Raw genomic sequence first — 19,574 nt, forward strand, 5'->3', positions numbered from 1 at the left:
TCGTGGCGTCGGGCATCATCCGCCGCTCGCCAGGCTTGCCGACAGCAGCAGCAGTCCGAACAGGAACACGAAGGCGGCGCCGCCGATCTCGACGATCGAGTGGATGCGGTTGCCCATGCGGCCGTCGCCGGCGAAATAGACCGCCCAGTTCTTGGCGGTCACCGCCAGCGTCGCCAGTGCCGAAACGGTGATGGCGGTGCCCAGCGACATTGCCAGCACCGACAGCAGGCCGCCGAGCCAGAGGCCGTTGAGCAGGGCGAAGCTGAGCACGATCAGCGCGCCGGAGCAGGGGCGGATGCCGACCGCCGCCACCGCTGTCCAGGCCGTGCGCCAGTCGAAGCGGTCGCCTGACAGCAGCGCCGGATCGGGTGCGTGCGAATGGCCGCAGGTGTCGCAGACTTCGCCGGCCGCGTGATCGTGATGAGCATGATCGTGTTCGGCATGATCGTGATGATCGTGATGATCGTGCGAAGGGCCGTGCACATGGTCATGCGCGTGCAGCGCGTGCGAATGGGCATGCGCCGAATGGCTGTGAGCTGCATGGGAATGGCCGGCATGCGAATGCGCGCCGTGCGAATGACCCCCATGAGAATGACCCCCATGAGAATGACCGGCGTGAGAATGGCCGGCATGAGCCGCCGACAGGCTGTAGGCCGGGCCCTTGCCGAACAGACGCAGGACGGCGGGGCCGAGTTTGCGCCACAGCAGCCAGGCGCCGAACAGGGTGACGAAGACAAAGCTCATGATCTCCATGAACCAGGCTGCGTCCGTCATCGAGACGGAGGTGCCGCGCAGGACGAAATAGGCGACCCCCATCACCGCGACCGCGGTCAGGCCCTGCAGCAGCGCCGAGACGAAGGACAAGAGGATGCCGCGCCGCAACGCCACTTCATTGGCCACCATGTAGGACGAGATCACCGCCTTGCCGTGACCGGGGCCGGCGGCATGGAAAATACCGTAGGCGAAGGACAGGCCGACGAGTATCCAGATCTTGCTGCCGTCCTGGCGCATCGCCTTCATCGCCGTTGCCAGCGCGCGGTAGAATTCCTGCTGCCTGAGATTGATCCACATCAGGATATGGGCGAACGGGCCGGTGGTGGGCGCCATGCCGTCATTGACGCCGATGCCGAGCGAACTCTGGGCATGAGCCGCGTCGGCGAAATGCATCATGGCGACTGTGAGGGCCAACAGGCCGAATGCCAAACGCAGGGACGGTTTCGTCACCGGCTTCATCCTTCTGGCTGACAGGTCAGTTCGAGCTTGGTGGCGAAGATCTTGCTCATATCGGTGCCGGTCGGGTCATTGAAAAAGGCATCGGTGAGGGTCTTCTGGTTTTCCTTGATGGCCTCGTCGGGGTCGGGACGGACCACCTTGCTGGTGCAGTTCGAGGGCAGGCCTTCGACCGTGATGTTGGAGTCCTCGGTGAAGTCGATCGCCGTGTAGAATGTCGGATCGTAGACGCCGATATCGATTTTGCCGTTGAGCTTGATCGGCACCTTCGGTTCGGACTCGAACAGGATGATCAGCTGGTCGTTGTCGAAATTGGCCATCAGATGCGGCGGCGGCGTCATCGCCACGTCCTTGCCGTCGACGGTGACGAGCTGGAAGTAATTGAACTCCGCCAACGAGGCATGAACGGTGTCGGCGACTTCCTTCAGCTCCTTGTCGTCGAGCTTCAGGTCGGAGTTCTTGTCGAATTCCATCATCACCGTCGAGGAAAACAGATCGTCGAAGCGCCAGAGATGACGCAGAGCCTTCACGCTTTGGTGATCCGGGGAGAGGATCACATCGAGGCGAGCCTCGGCGAAGACGTGTGGATGCACGTAAGCGGGTCCAGTGGCGGCAAAGCTAGCCGCCAAGGCCGAAGCCAGCATAATTGCGTGCCGTTTCAGGTGCATTCTCGGTCGCGATTCCCTAGGCTTCGGAAGAGTTGCCGAGAGTTACCAGAAAGGGGGCGAAATTGGGACCGCTGCTCGACTGAAGTGGGTCAGGCAACTTCACGCGTCCTGAACCACTGCACCAGGAAGTCGACGAAAACGCGGACCTTGGCCGGCAGATAGCGGCGGTGCGGGTAGACGGCGAAGATGCCGCCGCCCGACAGGATACGGTCATCTATCACCGACACCAGCCGGCCGCTCGCGAGGTCGGGCGCGGCAATGAAATCCGGCAGGACGGTGAATCCCAGCCCGGACACGGCCGCGGCTCTCGCCGTCATCGGGCTGTTGACCTCGATCGGACCCGACACCGAAACGCTGACCGGATCGCCATTGTCGCCCTTGAACGGCCAGTTGTTCAGTCCGCGGCCATTGGTGTCGACGATGCAAGGCATGCGGCTGAGATCCTGCGGCCGTGTCGGCGTGCCGTGCTTGGCGATCAGTTCGGGGGAGGCGCAGAGCTTTATCGAAAATGGCGCCAGACGCCTGGCGATCAGCGACGAGTTCTCCAGCCGCGAGATGCGCACCGCAAGGTCGAAGCCTTCCTCGACCAGATCGACGAAGCGGTCGTCGAGCTGGATGTCGAGCACGATGTCTGGATGCTGCTTGGCGAAGTCGATCAGCGACTGGCCGATCGGCGCGTCGGCGAAGGTGCGCGGCGCCGACAGCTTGATCCGGCCGCGCACGTCGCCGGAGGATTCGCGCACCGCGTCGGCCAGGCTGTCGACCTCGCGCACGATCTCCGAGGCGCGCCGGTAATAGGTGTGGCCGGCCTCGGTCATCGAGAACTGGCGCGTGGTGCGGTTGAGCAGCAAAGCGCCGAGTTCGTCCTCCAACTCGCGCACATATTTCGACAGCAAGGCCTTGGAGCGGCCGATCTTGCGCGCCGCCGCGGAAAAGCCCTCGGCCTCGACCACGTCGATGAAGGCACGCATGCGCGTCAGTGTGTCCATGGTCAGGCCTTTCGTGCCGCGTCGAGAAGTTTCCGGCCGAGCCGTATCAGGGCAATGTCGCTGCCGGAAGGGCCAAGCAGCGACAGGCCGAACGGGGCGCCGGCGACCGATCCGACGGGCAGTGTGATCTGTGGAAAACCGGACAGGCCGGCCAGGCACAGAAGCTGGAGCGCCCGTTCGCGATAGGCCTGGAACTGCTCCGGCGTGCTGTCCACGTAAGGCGCCGGACCAGGCACCGTCGGCAGGACAAGGAAGCCGTCCTTGCCGAGCAGGGCGCTCAGTTCGCCGCGAAAGGTCAGACGCCGCACCTTCTCGGCCTGGGCCGTCTTGTCGTCGACGGCGCGGCCGAAGCCGAATCGCTCCTCGACGCCGGGGCCGAGGTCGCGCTCGCCGCTGGTGATCCATTCGCCATGCACCGCCCAGGCCTCCCTGGCCTGCAGCCGGCGAAAGCACCAGTAAAGTTCATCGGGAGATGAGGAGAAGCGGATTGCCGGCGTCGCCGGCGCGCCGAAAACCGCGCCCGCCAGCCCCTTCATTCCGGCATATTCGGCCAGCGCCGGGCGGGCGACCAGCCCGTCCAGCCAATCCAGCGCCAGCGGCCGGTCCAACACGTGCTGGTGCGGATCGCGGCCGAGCAGCAGCTTGCCGACGGTCTCGTAGGTCTCGATGTCGTCGGCGAACCAGCCGAACGTGTCGAGGCTCGGCGCCAGCTTCATCGTGCCGTCGAGCGAAATGCGGCCATGCGTGGTGCGCAGCCCGATCAGTCCGCAAAAGCTCGCCGGCGCGCGGATCGAGCCGCCGGTGTCGGAACCAGTGGCGATATCGGCCAGCCTGCCCGCCACCGCCGCCGCCGACCCCGATGAGGAGCCGCCGGTGACGCGGTCGGGTGCCGCCGGGTTCACCGGAAACGAGAAATGCGCATTCTGACCGAACAGCGCGAAGGCGAGCTCGTCGGTCTGCGTCTTGCCGACGAAGCGTGCGCCGGCATCGAGGATCATCTGCACGGCGGGTGCGGTGCGCGAGGCTGCGTGGCTTTCGGCGAATTTTTGCAAATTGCCGCAACCGGTGCGGTAGCCGGCGACGTCGTATATGTCCTTGACGGCCAGCCGCAGGCCGGCCAGCGGGCCAAGCTGGGCATGTGCCACGGGCATCTGGCGAAGATCGAGAAAGGCGTTGAGAGGGCCGTGCGTGCCTGTCATCGTTCGATATCCGGATACGGTTGCCGCAACATTGTTCGACGCCAGAAATTTTACAACCTGCGATACGATTTTTATTGATTGTGAAAGTCTTCGCCCTTATATCGCGCTTGCCCAAAGTCGCACGTGCCTGTGGGTGTCCGCCGATCCTCGAATGGTGAGGGAAATCGGTAAGGTAACTGGAGCCAACCCCTCCAGTCGGTCTAGCGGCCAACCGCCAGCCCGAGGACACCTTGAAGCAACGACGGTGCGGGCCTTTCTGGTGTTCTGCCGGTTGTCCAAAAACCGGGGTTACTGAAGAGGCACACCTTCATTGCCGGCAGTGCGGACGGGTCTCCCATCCAAGCCAAGGCAGACAAAGCGAACCGAGGCCGGGCAAGGCCAAGGTTCACCGCCGCGAGACGGCGCTTCATGGTTCCGGGGTCTCCACCGGCTGGTTCCATGGATTTCCGTCCCGCCTTTGTCCACCGCGAGTTCGCGAGGCCGACAGCCCGCGTCCCGCAGCCTTATTGCGCGCCGAAAGGCGCTGATGGAGAGACCCCGATGGCCACCCAGCGCATCCTTGACTTCCTCGCCACCCGACGTCCGACCGGCCCCTGCCTCGTCGTCGACCTCGATGTCGTGCGCGACAATTTCCGCGCCTTCGAGAAGGCGCTGCCCGATTCCAGGATCTACTATGCGGTGAAAGCAAACCCGGCGCCGGAAATCCTGCGCCTGCTTGCTGCGATGGGCTCGTCCTTCGACACCGCTTCCGTTGCCGAAGTCGAGATGGCGATGGACGCTGGTGCGCCGGCGGACCGCATCTCCTTCGGCAACACCATCAAGAAGGAGCGTGACATCGCACGCGCCTACCAGCTCGGCATCCGCCTGTTCGCCGTCGATTGCGTCGAAGAGGTCGAGAAGATCGCCCGCGTCGCGCCCGGTGCGCGCGTGTTCTGCCGCGTGCTGACCGATGGCGAGGGCGCCGAGTGGCCGCTGTCGCGCAAGTTCGGCTGCGTGCCGGCGATGGCCGTCGACGTGCTGCGCCATGCCAAGGGGCTCGGCCTCGACGCCTATGGCGTGTCGTTCCATGTCGGCTCGCAGCAGACCGACCTGACCGCCTGGGACCGTGCGTTGGCCGACGCCAAGGTGGTGTTCGCGACGCTCGCCGAGGAAGGCATCGTCTTGAAGATGGTCAATATGGGCGGTGGTTTCCCGACGCGCTATCTGCGTGACGTGCCGGCCGCCCAGGCCTATGGCCAGGCGATCTTCTCGGCGCTGCGCAAGCATTTCGGCAATGCCATTCCGGAGACCATCATCGAGCCGGGCCGTGGCATGGTCGGCAATGCCGGCGTCATCAAGTCGGAAGTCGTGCTGATCTCGAAGAAGGCCGCCAACGACAATGTGCGCTGGGTGTTCCTCGACATCGGCAAGTTCGGCGGCCTGGCCGAGACGATGGACGAGGCGATCCGCTACCCGATCGTCACCGCGCATGACGGCACGGAGACCGCACCTTGCGTGCTCGCCGGCCCGACCTGCGATTCGGCCGACGTGATGTACGAGAAGACGCCCTATCCGCTGCCTTTGTCGCTGACCATCGGCGACGAGGTGCTGATCGAAGGCACCGGCGCCTACACGACCACCTACTCGGCGGTCGCCTTCAACGGCTTCGAGCCTCTCCGATCCTACGTGATCTGACGGCGCTTGCTCAGCGCATTTTCGAACGGCGAACCGGACACAACTTCGCCTGAAAATGCGCTGAGAGAGCCGATCAGATCATCCCAGGTGGGCGACTTTCGTCCACCCGGGCTCGCCTGTGGAACAGATCTCCGCTCGCCAGGGATTACGGAAATGGAAATGCCAGTTGAAATTGGGGGCCACGCACCGGCCTTTGTGATGGTTGCCGAAACCGCCGCCGATGTTGCGGCGCGCGAGGCGTTGCTCGATCGGGCGATGGGGCCGAAGCGCAGGAAAAAGTCGTCGGAGAAGCTGCGGCGTGGCCGGCGGCCCTCGGAAGGCCTGGTCTTCGTCGCCCGCGATGGCTCGGGCGGCGTCGCCGGCACCGTGCGGCTGTGGGACGTCAGGCTGGGCGAGGGCGGTGCGGCTGCGCTGCTGCTTGGCCCGCTTGCCGTCGATCCGTCGCTCAAGAACGCCGGCATCGGCTCGGCCCTGATGCGCCATGCCATCGCCGAGGCGGCACGTCTTGGCCATGCCGCGATCCTTCTGGTCGGCGATGCGCCCTATTACGCGCGCTTCGGCTTCTCGGCCGAGAAGACCGGTTCGCTTGCCATGCCGGGACCCTATGAGCGGCACCGCCTGCTGGCGCTGGAACTGGTGGAAGGCGCGCTTGACGGCGTGCACGGCACGCTGAGGGCGGCCGGCCGCAAGCTGAAGGCGCAGGAATTGATATCGGCGGCCTGAGATACGAAGCCGCCAGCATTTCATGCAAAAACGCCGCCCGAAAAGGCGGCGTTTTTTCGCGATTGGTGGGCGCCACCTTGGGCGCCTGCATGCCTTCAGCCGATCAGCTGGCTGAGCGCCATGGCAACGGTCATGTCGCCTTCGACCTTTATCTTGCCGGTCATGAACGCCATTGTCGGGTTCAGGTCGCCAGCGATCAGCGAATCGAGATCGTCGAGCGAGAGCTTGATGGTGCAGTCGGTGGGTGCATCGGTGTTCGAGACGGTTGCGCCGTCGATGACGATGACGCCGTCGCTGCCGGTGTCGAATTTCACGGAACGATCGAACCCGCTGCTGGCCACGCGCGACTTGATCTTCTCGGCAATCTCCTGAACGCTCACGCTGTTCTCCTTGTCTGGTTGCATCTGTCTCGCAACGGCGCTTCGATCCAGCCGAAGCCCGTGCCGCGGTTTCGCGATCACGGTCGCTGCCGCATATATCTTTGGGTTGACGTTTACGTCAACGCGAATTCAGGCGGTTGGTTCCTGCCGTTGCGGCAGGCGAGCCTAGAGGAGGCCGGGAATGCGAGCCCGGCAACTCAGTGTTCCTTGAACGCCTTGGTCATTTCGCTCGCCGTCTCGCTTTTCTTGCGGCGCAGCCAGTTGTCGCGGATTTCGTCCTTCGACAGGAAATTGACCTGGTCGATCAGAACCTCATGCACCAAAGGCGCCCCGACACGCGTGTTGACGGTATCGCGGATCGCGGCGCGGAAGGCATCGAGATCGATCGTCGCCTTGTTGGTGAAGTCGATCTGCGGATTGGAATAGAGGTAGGAATAAACCTGGTCGGTGATCAGCGCTTCGGCGGGAATGGACAGTTTCTTGATCTGCTCGGGTTCGACCGTGTAGACAAGCTTGGTCAGGAAATAGCCGCCGATCTCGGAATCGCGGATCAGCGGCACCGAAATGATGTCGGTCTTGACGTAGTCGAGGCCGCCCAGCATCGGCTTCGGCGTTTCGCCGACACCGCGCTCGCCGGCCGCCTGGAAAGAATAGAATACGGCGCCCAGCGTTGCGGCGCAGATCCAGACGGCGATGGCGATGACCTTGATCATCGGGCCTTGTCAGTCCCTTGGTCAGTCCCTTGCAATGGCAACGCGGCACGGCGCCGTTGCCGAGGCAGGATCTCCGATGTGTCGCCTGTGTTCGCCATCACGCCTTTATCCAGCCGAACTCGCCGGCGGAATAGGTGCCGTCGGTCTCGGCGCGCTGGATGGCGTGCCGCAGCAGGCTGGCGACTTCGTTGACCGCGCTGAGATGCGCCAGGATCGCCGCTTCGTTCTTCGCCAGCTTCTGGCGCAGCCGGGTCAGGCCCTCGCGGTGCTGCTCGAGGAATTCGGCTTCGCTGCCGCCCTTCATGGCGCGGGTCAACTCGTAGAGGTAGCGGCTCTTGCGGGCGTTCGATGCCTTGAGATCATAGTTGGTGGCGTTGCGGATGCCTGCCGTCTCTTCCTCGACCACTTCCTCGATGCGGCCGATGATGGCGGCGAGATTGCCGGGCCGCGCGAACGGGATCGGCGCTTCCGACGTGGTCGTGCGTGCTGGCAGGTTGGGGGTGGATTCCGAAAAGTCGGCCATGGCGTTTCCCAGTTTAGATCTTGATATTTGTTTTTATGGTCGTCTCGTCACCGGTCATCGATCCCGCAGCCTTGCGCTGCAATTGATGGACCAGCGAGGTCGACAGGCTGTTTTGCTGGTCGACCTCGGTCTTTTCCGGCCCGCCCGAAACCGGACCGACGGGCACGACGCGCTTGCCTTCGAGATAGTGGTCGGCGAGCATCGATTTGGCGATGCCGATGCCGCCGCGTTCGGCCATTACGTCCGCCACCCGCTCGGCAAGCTGCGATTTCCACATGTCGCCGGCCAAGCCCTTGCCGTAGACGCCCTCGGTGTCCTTGGGCAGCATGTTCTGGATGAAGGTCTGCAGCACCATCGCCTCGAACTTCTTGAATTTCTTGGCCGGGTCGGTTGCGGCGGCGGCCTTGTCGGCTGTGGCGCGCGACAGGATCGAGCCGGCATCGACGGAAGCGGCTGTGTCGAGTGAAAACGTGCCCGTAGCGCCGCCGGCCCGCTTTGCCAGCGCGGCGCGGGCGGTCTCGATATCCGCCGGGTCGACGGCTCGGGCCACATCCATAACGATGTCGCTGGGTGGAGAAATCGCCAAGAAAGTCCGCCTTTTACCGGTTTTCCCTGACCAGACCATGCCTCAACAAGCTTGTGGCAGGCTTGCGGGAAGGAGAGGGAGCGGAGTGCGGGGATCGGATCGAAGCTGCCGGCCGAGGGTGGGATTTGCGCCTCAGCCTCACTCCTTGACCGCCCCCGTCATCGAGGAGACGTAGTGCTCGACAAAGAATGAATAGAGCACCACCACCGGCAGGGAGCCGATCAGCGCGCCTGCCATCAGGGCTCCCCATTCATAGACGTCCGAACGTACCAGCTCGGTAAGCACGCCGACCGGCACGGTCTTGTTTTCGGACGACTGGATAAAGGTCAAGGCGTAGATGAATTCGTTCCATGACAGGGTGAAGGCGAAGATGCCGGCGGAGATCAGGCCGGGCACCGACAGCGGCAGAACTATCTTGGTCAGGATTTGCCAGCGGCTCGCTCCATCGATCAGCGCGCATTCTTCCAGTTCGAAGGGTATCGAGCGGAAGTAGCCCATCAAGAGCCACGTGCAGAATGGAATGAGGAACGTCGGATAGGTGAGGATCAGTGCGAACGGCGTATCGTAAAGGCCGAGGTTGAACACCATTACCGACAGTGGAATGAACAGAATCGAGGGCGGCACGAGATAGGCCAGGAAGATCGCCAAGCCGACCTGCCGCGCCCCGGAAAACCGCAAGCGCTCGATCGCATAGGCAGCGAACACCGCCGCCAGCAGCGACAGGAAAGTTGAGGCGGTCGAGATGATGATCGTGTTGAGGAGCCAACCCGGATAGGACGTCTCGAAGAGCAGATACCGAATATGCTCGAGCGTCGGATGGACGACCCAGAACGGGTTGAAATTGGCATAATCCGTCATCTCGAGATTGGGTTTCACCGCCGTGATCGTCATCCAGTAGAACGGGAACAGCAGTACGATGACGAAGATCAGGAGCGGCAGATAAACGGTCACCACGCGCCGGGGCAGGCTCTGAAGATAGCCCATGCCGCCTTCATCCGTGTTCGGACGGTTGCTCGTTTCGATCGCGGCCATGTCAGTCTCCACCGCCCTGCTGCCATTTACGACGTTGCAAGCCGAAATAGCTGAAAAGGATCGCCGCAAGCAGGAACGGGATCATCGCCACCGCGATCGCGGCTCCCTCGCCAAGCTGGCCGCCGGAAATGCCGCGCTGGAACGAGAGCGTCGCCATCAGATGGGTGGCATTCACCGGCCCGCCGCGAGTCAGCACATAGATCAGCTGGAAATCGGTGAAGGTGAACAAGACCGAAAAGGTCATGGTGATGGCGATGATCGGCGTCAGCAGCGGCAGCGTCACATAGCGGAACAACTGCCAACGGCTGGCGCCGTCGAGCGTCGCGGCCTCGTAAAGCGACTGGGGAATCGTCTGCAGGCCGGCCAGCAGCGTGATGGCCACGAAAGGAATGCCGCGCCAGACATTGGCAGCGATCACCGAGGCGCGCGCGTTCTCCGGATCGCCAAGGAAATTGATGCGGTGGTCGATCAGTCCCATTTCCATGAGCGCCCACGACAGGATGGAGAACTGCGAATCGTAGATCCACCAGAAGGCGATGGCCGAGAGCACCGTCGGCACCACCCACGGCAGCAGGACAATCGCGCGGAAGAACGATTTGAAGGGAAGGTTCTGGTTGAGGAGGAGCGCCAGCCAGAGGCCGAGCGCGAATTTCAGGATCGAAGCGCTGATCGTGTAGAGCAAGGTGTTGAAGACGGAGAGCCAGAAGACGGCGTCGCTCCACAGATATTCATAGTTTTCGATGCCGACGAAGATGCCGGGGCGGCCGATGCGGGCATCGGTGAAGCCAAGCCAGACGCCGAGCCCCAGCGGATAGGTCAGGAAGACAAGCAGCAGTGCAGCCGCCGGAAGCATGAAGCCGAAGCCAAGTGCGTTCCGGCTTTCGCTCCAGCGCGATAGAATCCGTGAGAAGATCGAAGATCGCGGCTGGATAGCAGCTGACGGCACGGCCATGGGTCGGCTCCTGCTGAGGTCTCATTGATCGGCCGGATCGGCCACGATGCAATCCGAAGCCAGCCGGGCAGCCGCGCTGCCCGGCTGAACCGGCTCAAACGCGATAATAGCGATTTGCCCGCTTCTCGGCCTCTTCCATTGCCTCTTGTGGCGTCGCCTGGCCGGTCACCGCTTTGGCGAACATATCGACCAGCACGTAGTCGGCCATGGTTGCCGCCGAAGCATAGCCGAGCGGCCCGGCATAGCCGTTAGGCCGCAGAGTAGCCGAAGCCTTGGCGTAAGCGGCGTTGTTGGGATCGGCAGTCCATACCGGGTTGTTGTCGAATGCCTTCAGGGTCTGGCAGCAATATCCGGCCGAGGAGGTGATCCAGTCCTTCATTTGCGGTTCCTCGAACATGAACTGCAAATACGCCTTGGCCGCGTTGGGGTAGGGCGTGTAATTGAAGATGACAGCCGTGGTCACCTGGAACAATTCGACGGATTTGCCGACAGGGCCGATGGGCAGGTTGGTGGTGCGTATGTCCTTGGCGATTTCAGCCAGCTTCGGATCATTGTCCTTATTGATTTTGGCGGTGTTGTAGGCCGAGATGCCGTTGGCGATGACAGCCAGTTCGCCGGCCAGGAAGGCGCGGTTGTTGTTGACGTCGAGCCAGCTTTCCGTGCCTGGAATGAAGGTCTTGTAGAGTTCCTGCGCGTATTCGATGGCCTTGAGGGTCTCGGGGCTGTTGATCGTTACCTTGCCGCTCTCGTCGACCATCTGGCCGCCATGGCTCCACAGCAGCCAATGAGCATAGTTGTTGCCGTCGCCGACGCCATGGCCATGCGTGAAGCCGGCCGGATGGCCCTTCGCCTGCAAGGCCTTGCAAAGTTCCAGGAAGCCTTTCGTGTCCTTGGGAAACTCCGAAAAGCCGGCCTCTTTCACCCAGCTTTCCCGATAGACGATGGCATTTCCGATCGTGGCCAGTGGCAGGCCGATGAATTTGCCTTCCCGGGTCGCATATTGCTTTGGTCCATCATGCCAGCCGCCGTATTTCGAGCCGAGATACTCGCCCAGTTCGCTCACGTCGTGCAGCTTGTCGGGATATTGGTGCGGGTCATCGAACCAGACGAACATCAGGTCGGGGCCGGAGCCGACATTTGCCGCGACCGCCGCCTTGGGGCGAATGTCCTCCCAACTTTCCTTGTCGACGCGGACCGCGACACCGGTCGCTTCGGTGAAGCGCTTGGTGTTGGCCAGCCATTGGTCCTCGTCGCCCTGGACGAAGGGCGACCAGCGCAACAGCCTAAGCTTTGCGCCATCCTCGGGTTTGTATTTCGGTCCGTCCTGGGCAAGGGCCGGAGAGCTGATGAACCGACTTCCCAAGGCACCCGCCGCCGCGCCGGCGGTGGTGCGGATCACGTCACGTCTGGTGAACTTCATGCTCGTTTCCTCCTGCTTGTTGTCCTTGCCTGTGGTCCTACTGATCGGTACGTGTTTGGAACCTCTGTCCGGTTTCTCCGTGAAAGAGATGGATGAGGCCGGGCTCGGCCGTAAGCCGGATGGTTTCGCCCGGCGTGAAGGAATGTCGTTCCCGGAAATTCGCGACGATCTCTTCGCCGCCGGCTGTCCGGCCGATGAGCTGCACTTCGGACCCGGTTGGTTCAACCACCGCGACGGTGACCGGAATGCCCTGGTCGTCGGACAGCCGCAAATGCTCGGGCCTTATTCCCAGCACCACAGGCTCGCCATTGGGGATGGAAAGTGCCGAGGCCAACGGGACTGAAATCCCCCCGGCGCCGCGGAACGAGGGTGAGCCGTCAATAGCGATCTCGCCCCTCAGCAAATTCATGGCCGGCGAGCCGATGAAGCTGGCGACAAAAAGATTGTTCGGCCGGTCATAGAGTTCCAGCGGCGGCCCTATCTGCTCGACGATGCCGTCATGCATGACCACGATCTTGTCAGCCATGGTCATGGCCTCGATCTGGTCGTGCGTGACGTAGACTGTCGTGGTCTTGAGGCGCTGGTGCAGTTCCTTGATCTCGGCGCGCATCTGCACCCTGAGTTTGGCGTCGAGATTGGACAGCGGTTCGTCGAAGAGAAAGACCGCCGGATCACGCACGATCGCGCGGCCCATGGCGACGCGCTGGCGCTGGCCGCCGGAAAGCTGCCGAGGATAGCGCGCCAGCAACGGCACCAGCCCAAGGATTTCGGCCGCGCGGCGCACGCCTGCATCGCTCTCCGGCTTGGAAACTCCTTTGAGCATCAGCGAGAACGCCATGTTCTCGGCAACGGTCATGTGTGGGTAGAGCGCATAGTTCTGGAAGACCATGGCGACGTCGCGCTCCTTGGGCGCAACGTTGTTGACGACACGTTCGCCAATCGCGATCTGGCCGTGTGAAATCTTTTCCAGGCCGGCGATCATTCTGAGAAGGGTTGATTTTCCGCAGCCCGATGGTCCGACCAGAGTGACGAACTCGCCGTCCTCGATGTTCACGCTGACCCCGTGCAGGATCTCGACAGCGCCGAATGATTTGTAGACTTCGCCAATTGCGACAGACGCCATCGATCCTCCCAATAAATTCCCGCGACGTCGTCGAAGGAACAACGCTTCCGCCAGCGACAGCCCTGGCTCCTCCCAGGCTCACGCTAGGCCGAAACGGTAGCGCTACCAAACCGGGCTGTAAAGCGTTTAGGGGAAAGCCGAACCTTGGGAGGGTCCGCTTCGCGCCACACAATCCTCCCAGCTGCTCCTGCGTCCGCTTCTGCGCGATCAAGTCCGGCACCTGCGGTCGCAGCGTTCGCGTTCATCACAGTTGCGCACGTCCTTGTAGGCTCGCTCCGACCGGCGGCGATAAGGCTGGCTTCCTGCCTGGCGCTCGCGAGGTTCGCTTCCTGGCGTACGACCGCCTGGGCGATGCGACAAGCGGATTGAATAGCCCCTTTTCCGTCAGGGGCAGTCATTCCGGAACGATCCTTCCCGCTTGATTAGAATTCCACGTTGAGTTTTGCATTGAAGCCGTTCTGCTGGACGCCGGAGCCGAACTGACCCTGGTAGGCGACGCTGAGGGTTGCGGCATCGGTCAGGTTGAGATCGAACCCCGCTTCGATGGCGGCACTGTCCTTGGCGATCGGCACGCCAGCGATCGTGAAGGCATCACCGGCAGAGAAGGCATGTGTGCTGGTCGGTATGACGTCGCCATAGGCATGGCGCCAGCCCAGCATGCCGCGCGCTGTGGCATTGATGGCGCCGAGCGTGAAGCCGGCGGAGGCTCTGAGACCAAGCGTGGTGAAGGTGGCGTCGGTGGTCTGGCTTGCACTGGTCAATGCCGCCGCACCGCCCTTTTCCGTGAAGCCGTCCGTATGCAGGTTGACATAAGCGAGGTTGGCAAAAGGCTCGAAGGCCGCGACTGGCGTATCGATGCGATAGCCGAGTTCCCCGAACGCCTGGAAGGTGCCAGCGTTGTAGTCGCCGCTCAGGCTGTCGGCAAAGCCGGGCATGGCCACCGAGCGCGATGTCTTCATGTCATGCCACGTATAGGCAAGCCCGGAGCGGAAGGCGAGAGCGCCCCGCTGCGTGCCACCATAAAGGCCGAGATGATAATTGTCGCTCGAGCCTGACGAGGATCGGCCGTCGGCATCGAAGCTCGTGTGGCTGTAGCCAGTCATGATGCCAAGCCGCACATCCTCCGCGACAAGGCCGTCGACGCCGGTAAGAAAGCCGCCGGTGGAGGTATCGAGGCCCGCGGCATTGCCGTCGCCGTCGAAGGTGCCCCATGACCCGAAAGCCGTGCCCCAGGCGGCAAAGCGATCGGTGGTGGCAGGCGCCAGCATCGGACCGCCTTCGCCATAGGCCAGCACCGGCGTTGCCGGGATACCTACCCCCTCGAAGGCCGCACGCAGGCGGTCATTGATGGCATCGCGGACAAAATGGCTGTCCTCGATCAGCGCCGATTTGGCGGACGCATGGATCTCGCCAGATAACGCATCGAAGGCTTCGCGTGCGGTTTCATCGTCCGGAAGGCCGGCGATTGCATCGTAGATCGGGTTGCCCGGCCCGGCGCTTTCGGCGCCATTGGCGGTGGCACACTGGTTGCGGGTGCCGGCCACGTCGCAGAACGACACGTCATTGCGGGCAACGTCGAGATAGATATTACTGGCGTCATAGGCGAGTGCCAGGTCGACAAACGGGGCGTTCTGGTCGAACGCATCATAGGTGCCGGTCACGCCTTGATCCGCGCTCAGGATCGTGTAGCGGGTTCCGGCACTGTAGCCGCCCGGCGCCTTGAGCGCGAAGACGGTGCCACCCTGGATGGTGGCTTTGCCCGTCACGTCGATCAGGTCGGAATTGCCGGCCGGATTGATCTCGACTTCGTAGGTCGAGCCTATCTCCTGCGTGTAATCGCCTGACACATTCAGCGTGCCGATCGAATTGCCCGGCGTAATCGTGCCGCCAGAAGCGATCGTGGTCGTACCCACCGTTCCCAAACCGCCGAGCGTGCCGCCGGCTGCAACCGCAATGGCGCCAGCAATGCTTGCCCCGGAATGGCTGCCGTCGCCGACAACGAGCTTGCCGCCGCCGATGGTGGTCAGACCGGTATAGGTGCTGACGCCGTTCAGCGTCAGCGTGCCGGCGCCGGTCTTGACGAGGCTCCCTCCGATGCCAGTGCTGCCATCCTGGATGACGCCGCCGATGGTGTCGTTCTTATCCAATCCGCCAAGCGTCAGCACCTTCGAGCCGAGAAAGACGAGACCATCGCCCGAAAGCGAGCCAATCGCGATACCGTCCGACGTCATTTCGGAGATGTCGACCTTTCCCCCCGTATCGTTGATGATCGCGGCCCCATCCGCCGTGTTAGCGCCATGGAAGCCAACGAAGCCGCCCTTGTTAGTGATGGCGGCGCTGCCGGCAGACGCGGTGTCGTAGAAGTCGAGCGTTCCTTGGATTGTAACGCCAATCGTGGCATTGGCGGCGCTCGAATTGCCGTTGAAGGACGTCCTGCTACCATTGCCGGTGATCGAAGCCGCACCGGCCGATGTTTCGTCGTTGAAGTTGATGCGGCTTTGGGTAGTGACGATCGTCGCCGTTCCCGCCGACGCACTGCCATCGAAGCGCATCGTTGCGTTTGTTTCCATGACGATGTCGAGGCTCTCGGCGCTTGCATCATTGATGAAGCGGAGGTCACCGGCCTTGACATTCACCGGTCCGCTGCCCAGCGCGCCTGTCGTCGCCGCGGTGATGAATCCTGCCGAAACCGTCGTCCCACCGGCGTAGCTGTTGGCGCTCGAAAGCACCAGCCCGCCGGCCCCGGTCTTGGTGAGCGCGCCGGTCCCGGAGATGACGCCGTTCGCCGTCAGGTCGGCATCGGTCTGGAACGTCCCACCGCCGGCATCCAGGGTGACGTTGCGCGCCGTCGCGAACGCCGCCGTGTTCCGCAGCGTGCCGCCGTTGAATGTCAGGGCACCGCTTGCAGCGCCGAGATTGGCATCGGAAGAAACGGAAATAATCCCGCCTAGAAGCCGCGTGCCGCCCTGATAGCTGTTGCTGCCTTCCAGGACGAGCGTGCCGCCTTCCGTCTTGCTGAACCCGCCCGCGCCTGTAATCGTCGTCGCGATGGCGGCTGCCGTGCCTGCCAGCACCCGGATCTCGGCATTGCCGGAGCCGCCTACGTCAAGTGTGCCTGGGCCTTCCAGGCGATAGCCGTTGTCGACGAATTGCAGGCCCTTGAAGCTTTGCGCTCCCTCGACGGCGATCGTGCCGCCGTCGAAGCCGCCCGGTTCGTTCTTGAACACCGCATGGTTGCCTGCCCAGGAGACGAGAGTATCGCCGCCCTGGTTCAGCCATTTTTCGTTCGTGGTGTTCCAGGTCCCGTCGCCGCCCTGCCAGTGCTGCAGCGTGTCGTCTCCCGGCGTGCCCGAAGCGGGAACAAACAGATCGACATTGCCATTCCCGGCCTGGATTTCATAAAGACTGGCATCGCGATAGGGAACCGCACCGATCGTCAACCCATCGCCGGACAGCGTTCCGCCATAGGTCATCAGCCGGTAATAACCCAAGCCTGCCGACCCGTCTCCCGGGTTTCCGCTCTGTGCCAGGTTAATCGTGCCATTAAGCGTAAGGTTGTCACGCACTGCTATCTGGTCGCTCACGCCCGTGGCCGGATTTCCGGCCGTGCCGGGACTACCCAGCTCGTAATCGAGGATCGATCCGGCCGACAGCTCCAGATTGCCATCGACCGTCAGCGTACCCACGGAATTGCCTGGCCCGATATGCCCGCCATCGGCAACCGTTGTCGTGCCCACCGTGCCCGAGCCACCCAGCGTGGCGCCGTCCTCGACATTGATCGTGCCACCGAGGAAGCCGGCACTGGCATGGTCCCCGACAAGAAGCGTGCCGCCTGCAACAGTGGTGGCACCGGTGAAGCCGGAATTGTCTGCAGCCAAAACGGTCGTGCCGCTTTCATGGAGGATGGTCCCCAAGCCGGTCAGGGATGGCCTGAAAATCAGATCGGAGCCATCGGGATTTCCCAGATGATTGAACACAACCGTACCGGTGCCAAGGCCAAACGCTATCGACGCCGTATCAACCGTGCCGGCGGCCTTCGCCACTTCCCCACTTGCCGCACCGATGTTGAGCGTTCCGAATGATCCTGGCTGGGCCGCCAACCCAACGATAGCAGGCCCCCCCGCAACCGAAACCTGCCCGCCCTCCGACAGAGTCAGCGTGCCCTTGCCAACGAAGCCAACGGCAATGAAGGCGTTGCCTGTCCAAACCGACCCGCGGCCCGTAATATTCACAACTCCGGTGGCTTGAGCATCCGCACCAATAAGGGCGTTGCCGCTGGAAACCTGCCCGCCATCTTCAATGCTGAGCGATCCATTGCCATAGTGACCAACTGAGATGGTACCATCGAGTGTCCAACTCGAATCATTCCCGGAGATCACCGCGGAGCCAGTGCTGCCCGCGCCTTGCGCCAGAACTCCTCCCGCAGCGCTGAAAACCTGACCGCCATTCTCGACGATCAAGCTCCCTTTCCCTTTATCGTGATCTCCGACAATAAGGAGGTTGGTAGTCCAGGTGGACGACCCTGAAACTCTTGCGGTGGCCGACTCGTCCGGATCAGTTCCGTCAGTATCAATGATCCCGGTAGCTGAGGTGAGCTGTGTGTGGATGTCGAGCGTGCCTGCCGAGACGGCCACGTTGCCCGCGAGGCCGAAACTGTCGCCCGACAGCGTCAGCGTACCGGCGCCGGTCTTGGCGAAATGGCCGGGGCCGGTAATGGTCCCGGCATAGCTACCGTCGCTCGCCTGGTCGAAGACGACGATGCCGCTGCCCAGGCCTGAGAAGGTGAGATTGCCGCCGAAGCTGTTGGTGTCGCCGACCAAGGTGCCTTGATCGATGGTCCAGTCCTGCGCACCCGTGCCGGTCAGGGTCACGGTATTCGTCCCGGCCTTGTTAAAGCTCGTGAAGCCGACGAACTCGTCACTCGCACCTACCGTGGCCGTATTCACGAGCTTCGAGACATCGAAGGCCGGTGTGGAAGGCAGCGTGTCATAGTCCCCGAGCATCAAAGAGCCGGTCGCGCCACTCTCCACCACGACATTGCCGGTGATAATCGAGCCGTTTCGCAGGGAAAGCGTGTTGGCGCCGCCGGTGAAGGTGATGGCGTTAGCCCGGCCAAAGAAAGAATCTCCCCCAGTAATCTCCCCGACGTTAAGCACCGCCAAATTGGCCCCAATGATGCCGGTACCACCGTTTCCATTACTGGGCGTTAGGGGAATATAGCCGGGGGCGCCGCCACTGCCGGTTCCGCCAGCAGGGCCGTCAGAGCCGCCAGCATGGCCACCGTTGCCCTCGCCGCCGATGATCACTCCGCTGTTAAAAACCGTCCCGCCATTTCTGAGGTCGATCGCTGCACCGGCGGATGCAGAAACCCCGGCGCGGCCACCGGTAATGCGACCGTCGTTGACGATGCTGCCAGTATCTCCCATCACAATGGCTGTTCCGCCGGTGGCTAAAGCCCCGCCCGTGCCACCGAGGACATCGCCATGGTTGGTCAAGTCGCCGCCGGTGTTCAAAACAATGCCCGCACCACCACCACCGCCGAAATTGGCGCCAGGATTGCCACCGTTTCCGCCAGCAACGGTGGCCGAGCTTTCAACAGTGATGGCGCCGTTGTTCAAAAGCACCATGCCGGCGCCCCCGCCGCCGCCGCCGGCAAACGGGCCATTGCCATTGCCATCGCCGCCATCGCCGCCATGAACATCAGCCGTCACGGAAATTGCCGGGTTCGTCTCTGCATTACGCACGCCATCGCCACCAGCGCCGCCGCCGCCATAGCCTCCGTCCAAAAAGCTGCCGCCGCCGCCATAGCCTCCATTGCCACCATTGAGGGGCGCGGAAATATCGCCAGCAATGATATTGCTGTAACCACCGCCGCCGCCGCCACCGGAGCCGCCGTTGTCACCATTTCCACCGTCTGGAATGGCCTGCGTGCCGGCCGCCCCACCGGTCCCTGCATCCGGACCGTTGCCCGCGACGCCGGCGTCACCTGCATCGCCACCATCGCCACCGTTGCTGTCTACGTCACCATCACCCCCCGGCCTCCGGTCGCACCATAAAGAGCCTGTGCATGCGCCGGCGCCGTCAGGACGACTGGCAGCAGCAACGACCCCGCGAGCGCCGTGGAGCACAAAAGTACAAGCGGGCGCATAAGCGAGCGACGATCGCGAATTGTCATGGAATTCCTCCTCGTGTGCCGCAAGCAACGATTCCGCCGCCGGCCCGATCGCCGGGCGTCCTGCGAAAATCATCGCTTGCCGCAGCGTCGGTTCGCATGCGTCCGCCACGCACACCGCCCCGACTGCTTCCTCACAATCCGCCCGGCGAAACCACCACGACGATCGCGGTCGATGATAAAACGTCCT

The 19,574-nt window shown here is 62.9% G+C and carries 15 protein-coding genes; 2 read left to right on the forward strand and 13 right to left on the reverse strand.

Annotated features, from left to right (window positions below; translation table 11 throughout):
- Nucleotides 1-15: 15 nt before the first annotated feature.
- The 4 genes from LB559_RS29110 to LB559_RS29125 all read right to left on the reverse strand — a co-directional run bounded on the left by LB559_RS29110 (nt 16) and on the right by LB559_RS29125 (nt 4,086).
- The gene (locus LB559_RS29110) at nt 16-1,233 is read right to left on the reverse strand and encodes a nickel/cobalt transporter (protein WP_013529750.1); all 1,218 of its coding nucleotides are present in this window, start codon (nt 1,231-1,233) and stop codon (nt 16-18) included.
- Entirely contained in the window at nt 1,230-1,898 is a 669-nt protein-coding gene (locus LB559_RS29115) for a DUF1007 family protein (RefSeq protein ID WP_027161413.1), read from the reverse strand. Before LB559_RS29115 ends, LB559_RS29110 begins: the two co-directional genes overlap by 4 nt.
- 89 nt (nt 1,899-1,987) lie before the next feature.
- The gene (locus LB559_RS29120) at nt 1,988-2,887 is read right to left on the reverse strand and encodes a LysR family transcriptional regulator (RefSeq protein WP_024502714.1); all 900 of its coding nucleotides are present in this window, start codon (nt 2,885-2,887) and stop codon (nt 1,988-1,990) included.
- Nucleotides 2,888-2,889: 2 nt separating this feature from the next.
- The gene (locus tag LB559_RS29125) at nt 2,890-4,086 is read right to left on the reverse strand and encodes an amidase (protein ID WP_127385244.1); all 1,197 of its coding nucleotides are present in this window, start codon (nt 4,084-4,086) and stop codon (nt 2,890-2,892) included.
- 540 nt (nt 4,087-4,626) lie between these two features.
- Here LB559_RS29125 and odc2 point away from each other — a divergent pair.
- Nucleotides 4,627-5,760: an ornithine/lysine decarboxylase gene (odc2, locus tag LB559_RS29130; protein ID WP_013529754.1), complete on the forward strand. Its 1,134-nt coding sequence runs from the start codon at nt 4,627-4,629 to the stop codon at nt 5,758-5,760.
- 153 nt (nt 5,761-5,913) lie between these two features.
- Nucleotides 5,914-6,483, forward strand: a complete 570-nt coding sequence (locus LB559_RS29135; RefSeq protein ID WP_063168935.1) for a GNAT family N-acetyltransferase — start codon at nt 5,914-5,916, stop codon at nt 6,481-6,483.
- A gap of 95 nt (nt 6,484-6,578) precedes the next feature.
- Here the strand turns inward: LB559_RS29135 and LB559_RS29140 are convergent, their stop codons facing one another.
- The 9 genes from LB559_RS29140 to LB559_RS29180 all read right to left on the reverse strand — a co-directional run bounded on the left by LB559_RS29140 (nt 6,579) and on the right by LB559_RS29180 (nt 19,496).
- Complete coding sequence (locus tag LB559_RS29140) at nt 6,579-6,863, reverse strand: SCP2 sterol-binding domain-containing protein (RefSeq protein ID WP_013529756.1); 285 nt, start codon at nt 6,861-6,863, stop codon at nt 6,579-6,581.
- 197 nt (nt 6,864-7,060) lie between these two features.
- Nucleotides 7,061-7,576 carry a hypothetical protein gene (locus LB559_RS29145; protein WP_013529757.1) on the reverse strand — a complete coding sequence of 172 codons (516 nt, stop codon included), beginning with the start codon at nt 7,574-7,576 and terminating at the stop codon, nt 7,061-7,063.
- 97 nt (nt 7,577-7,673) lie between these two features.
- Nucleotides 7,674-8,099 (reverse strand): hypothetical protein, encoded by a 426-nt coding sequence (locus LB559_RS29150; RefSeq protein ID WP_013529758.1) that lies wholly within the window; start codon nt 8,097-8,099, stop codon nt 7,674-7,676.
- A gap of 13 nt (nt 8,100-8,112) precedes the next feature.
- Complete coding sequence (locus LB559_RS29155) at nt 8,113-8,724, reverse strand: rod-binding protein (RefSeq protein ID WP_032808145.1); 612 nt, start codon at nt 8,722-8,724, stop codon at nt 8,113-8,115.
- Between the two features lie 99 nt (nt 8,725-8,823).
- Nucleotides 8,824-9,717, reverse strand: a complete 894-nt coding sequence (locus LB559_RS29160) for a carbohydrate ABC transporter permease (protein ID WP_024502709.1) — start codon at nt 9,715-9,717, stop codon at nt 8,824-8,826.
- Between the two features lies 1 nt (nt 9,718).
- Nucleotides 9,719-10,570 (reverse strand): carbohydrate ABC transporter permease, encoded by an 852-nt coding sequence (locus LB559_RS29165; RefSeq protein ID WP_411970131.1) that lies wholly within the window; start codon nt 10,568-10,570, stop codon nt 9,719-9,721.
- A gap of 193 nt (nt 10,571-10,763) precedes the next feature.
- Nucleotides 10,764-12,089, reverse strand: coding sequence for an ABC transporter substrate-binding protein (locus LB559_RS29170; protein ID WP_013529762.1), 1,326 nt, complete (start codon nt 12,087-12,089; stop codon nt 10,764-10,766).
- Between the two features lie 37 nt (nt 12,090-12,126).
- On the reverse strand, nt 12,127-13,212 hold the full coding sequence (locus LB559_RS29175) for an ABC transporter ATP-binding protein (RefSeq protein ID WP_224675592.1): 1,086 nt from the start codon (nt 13,210-13,212) through the stop codon (nt 12,127-12,129).
- A 422-nt stretch (nt 13,213-13,634) separates the two neighbouring features.
- Nucleotides 13,635-19,496 (reverse strand): autotransporter domain-containing protein, encoded by a 5,862-nt coding sequence (locus LB559_RS29180; RefSeq protein WP_318014191.1) that lies wholly within the window; start codon nt 19,494-19,496, stop codon nt 13,635-13,637.
- Nucleotides 19,497-19,574 lie beyond the last annotated feature (78 nt).

The organism is Mesorhizobium sp. BR1-1-3 (assembly GCF_020165455.1).
Taxonomy (GTDB): Bacteria; Pseudomonadota; Alphaproteobacteria; order Rhizobiales; family Rhizobiaceae; genus Mesorhizobium; species Mesorhizobium ciceri.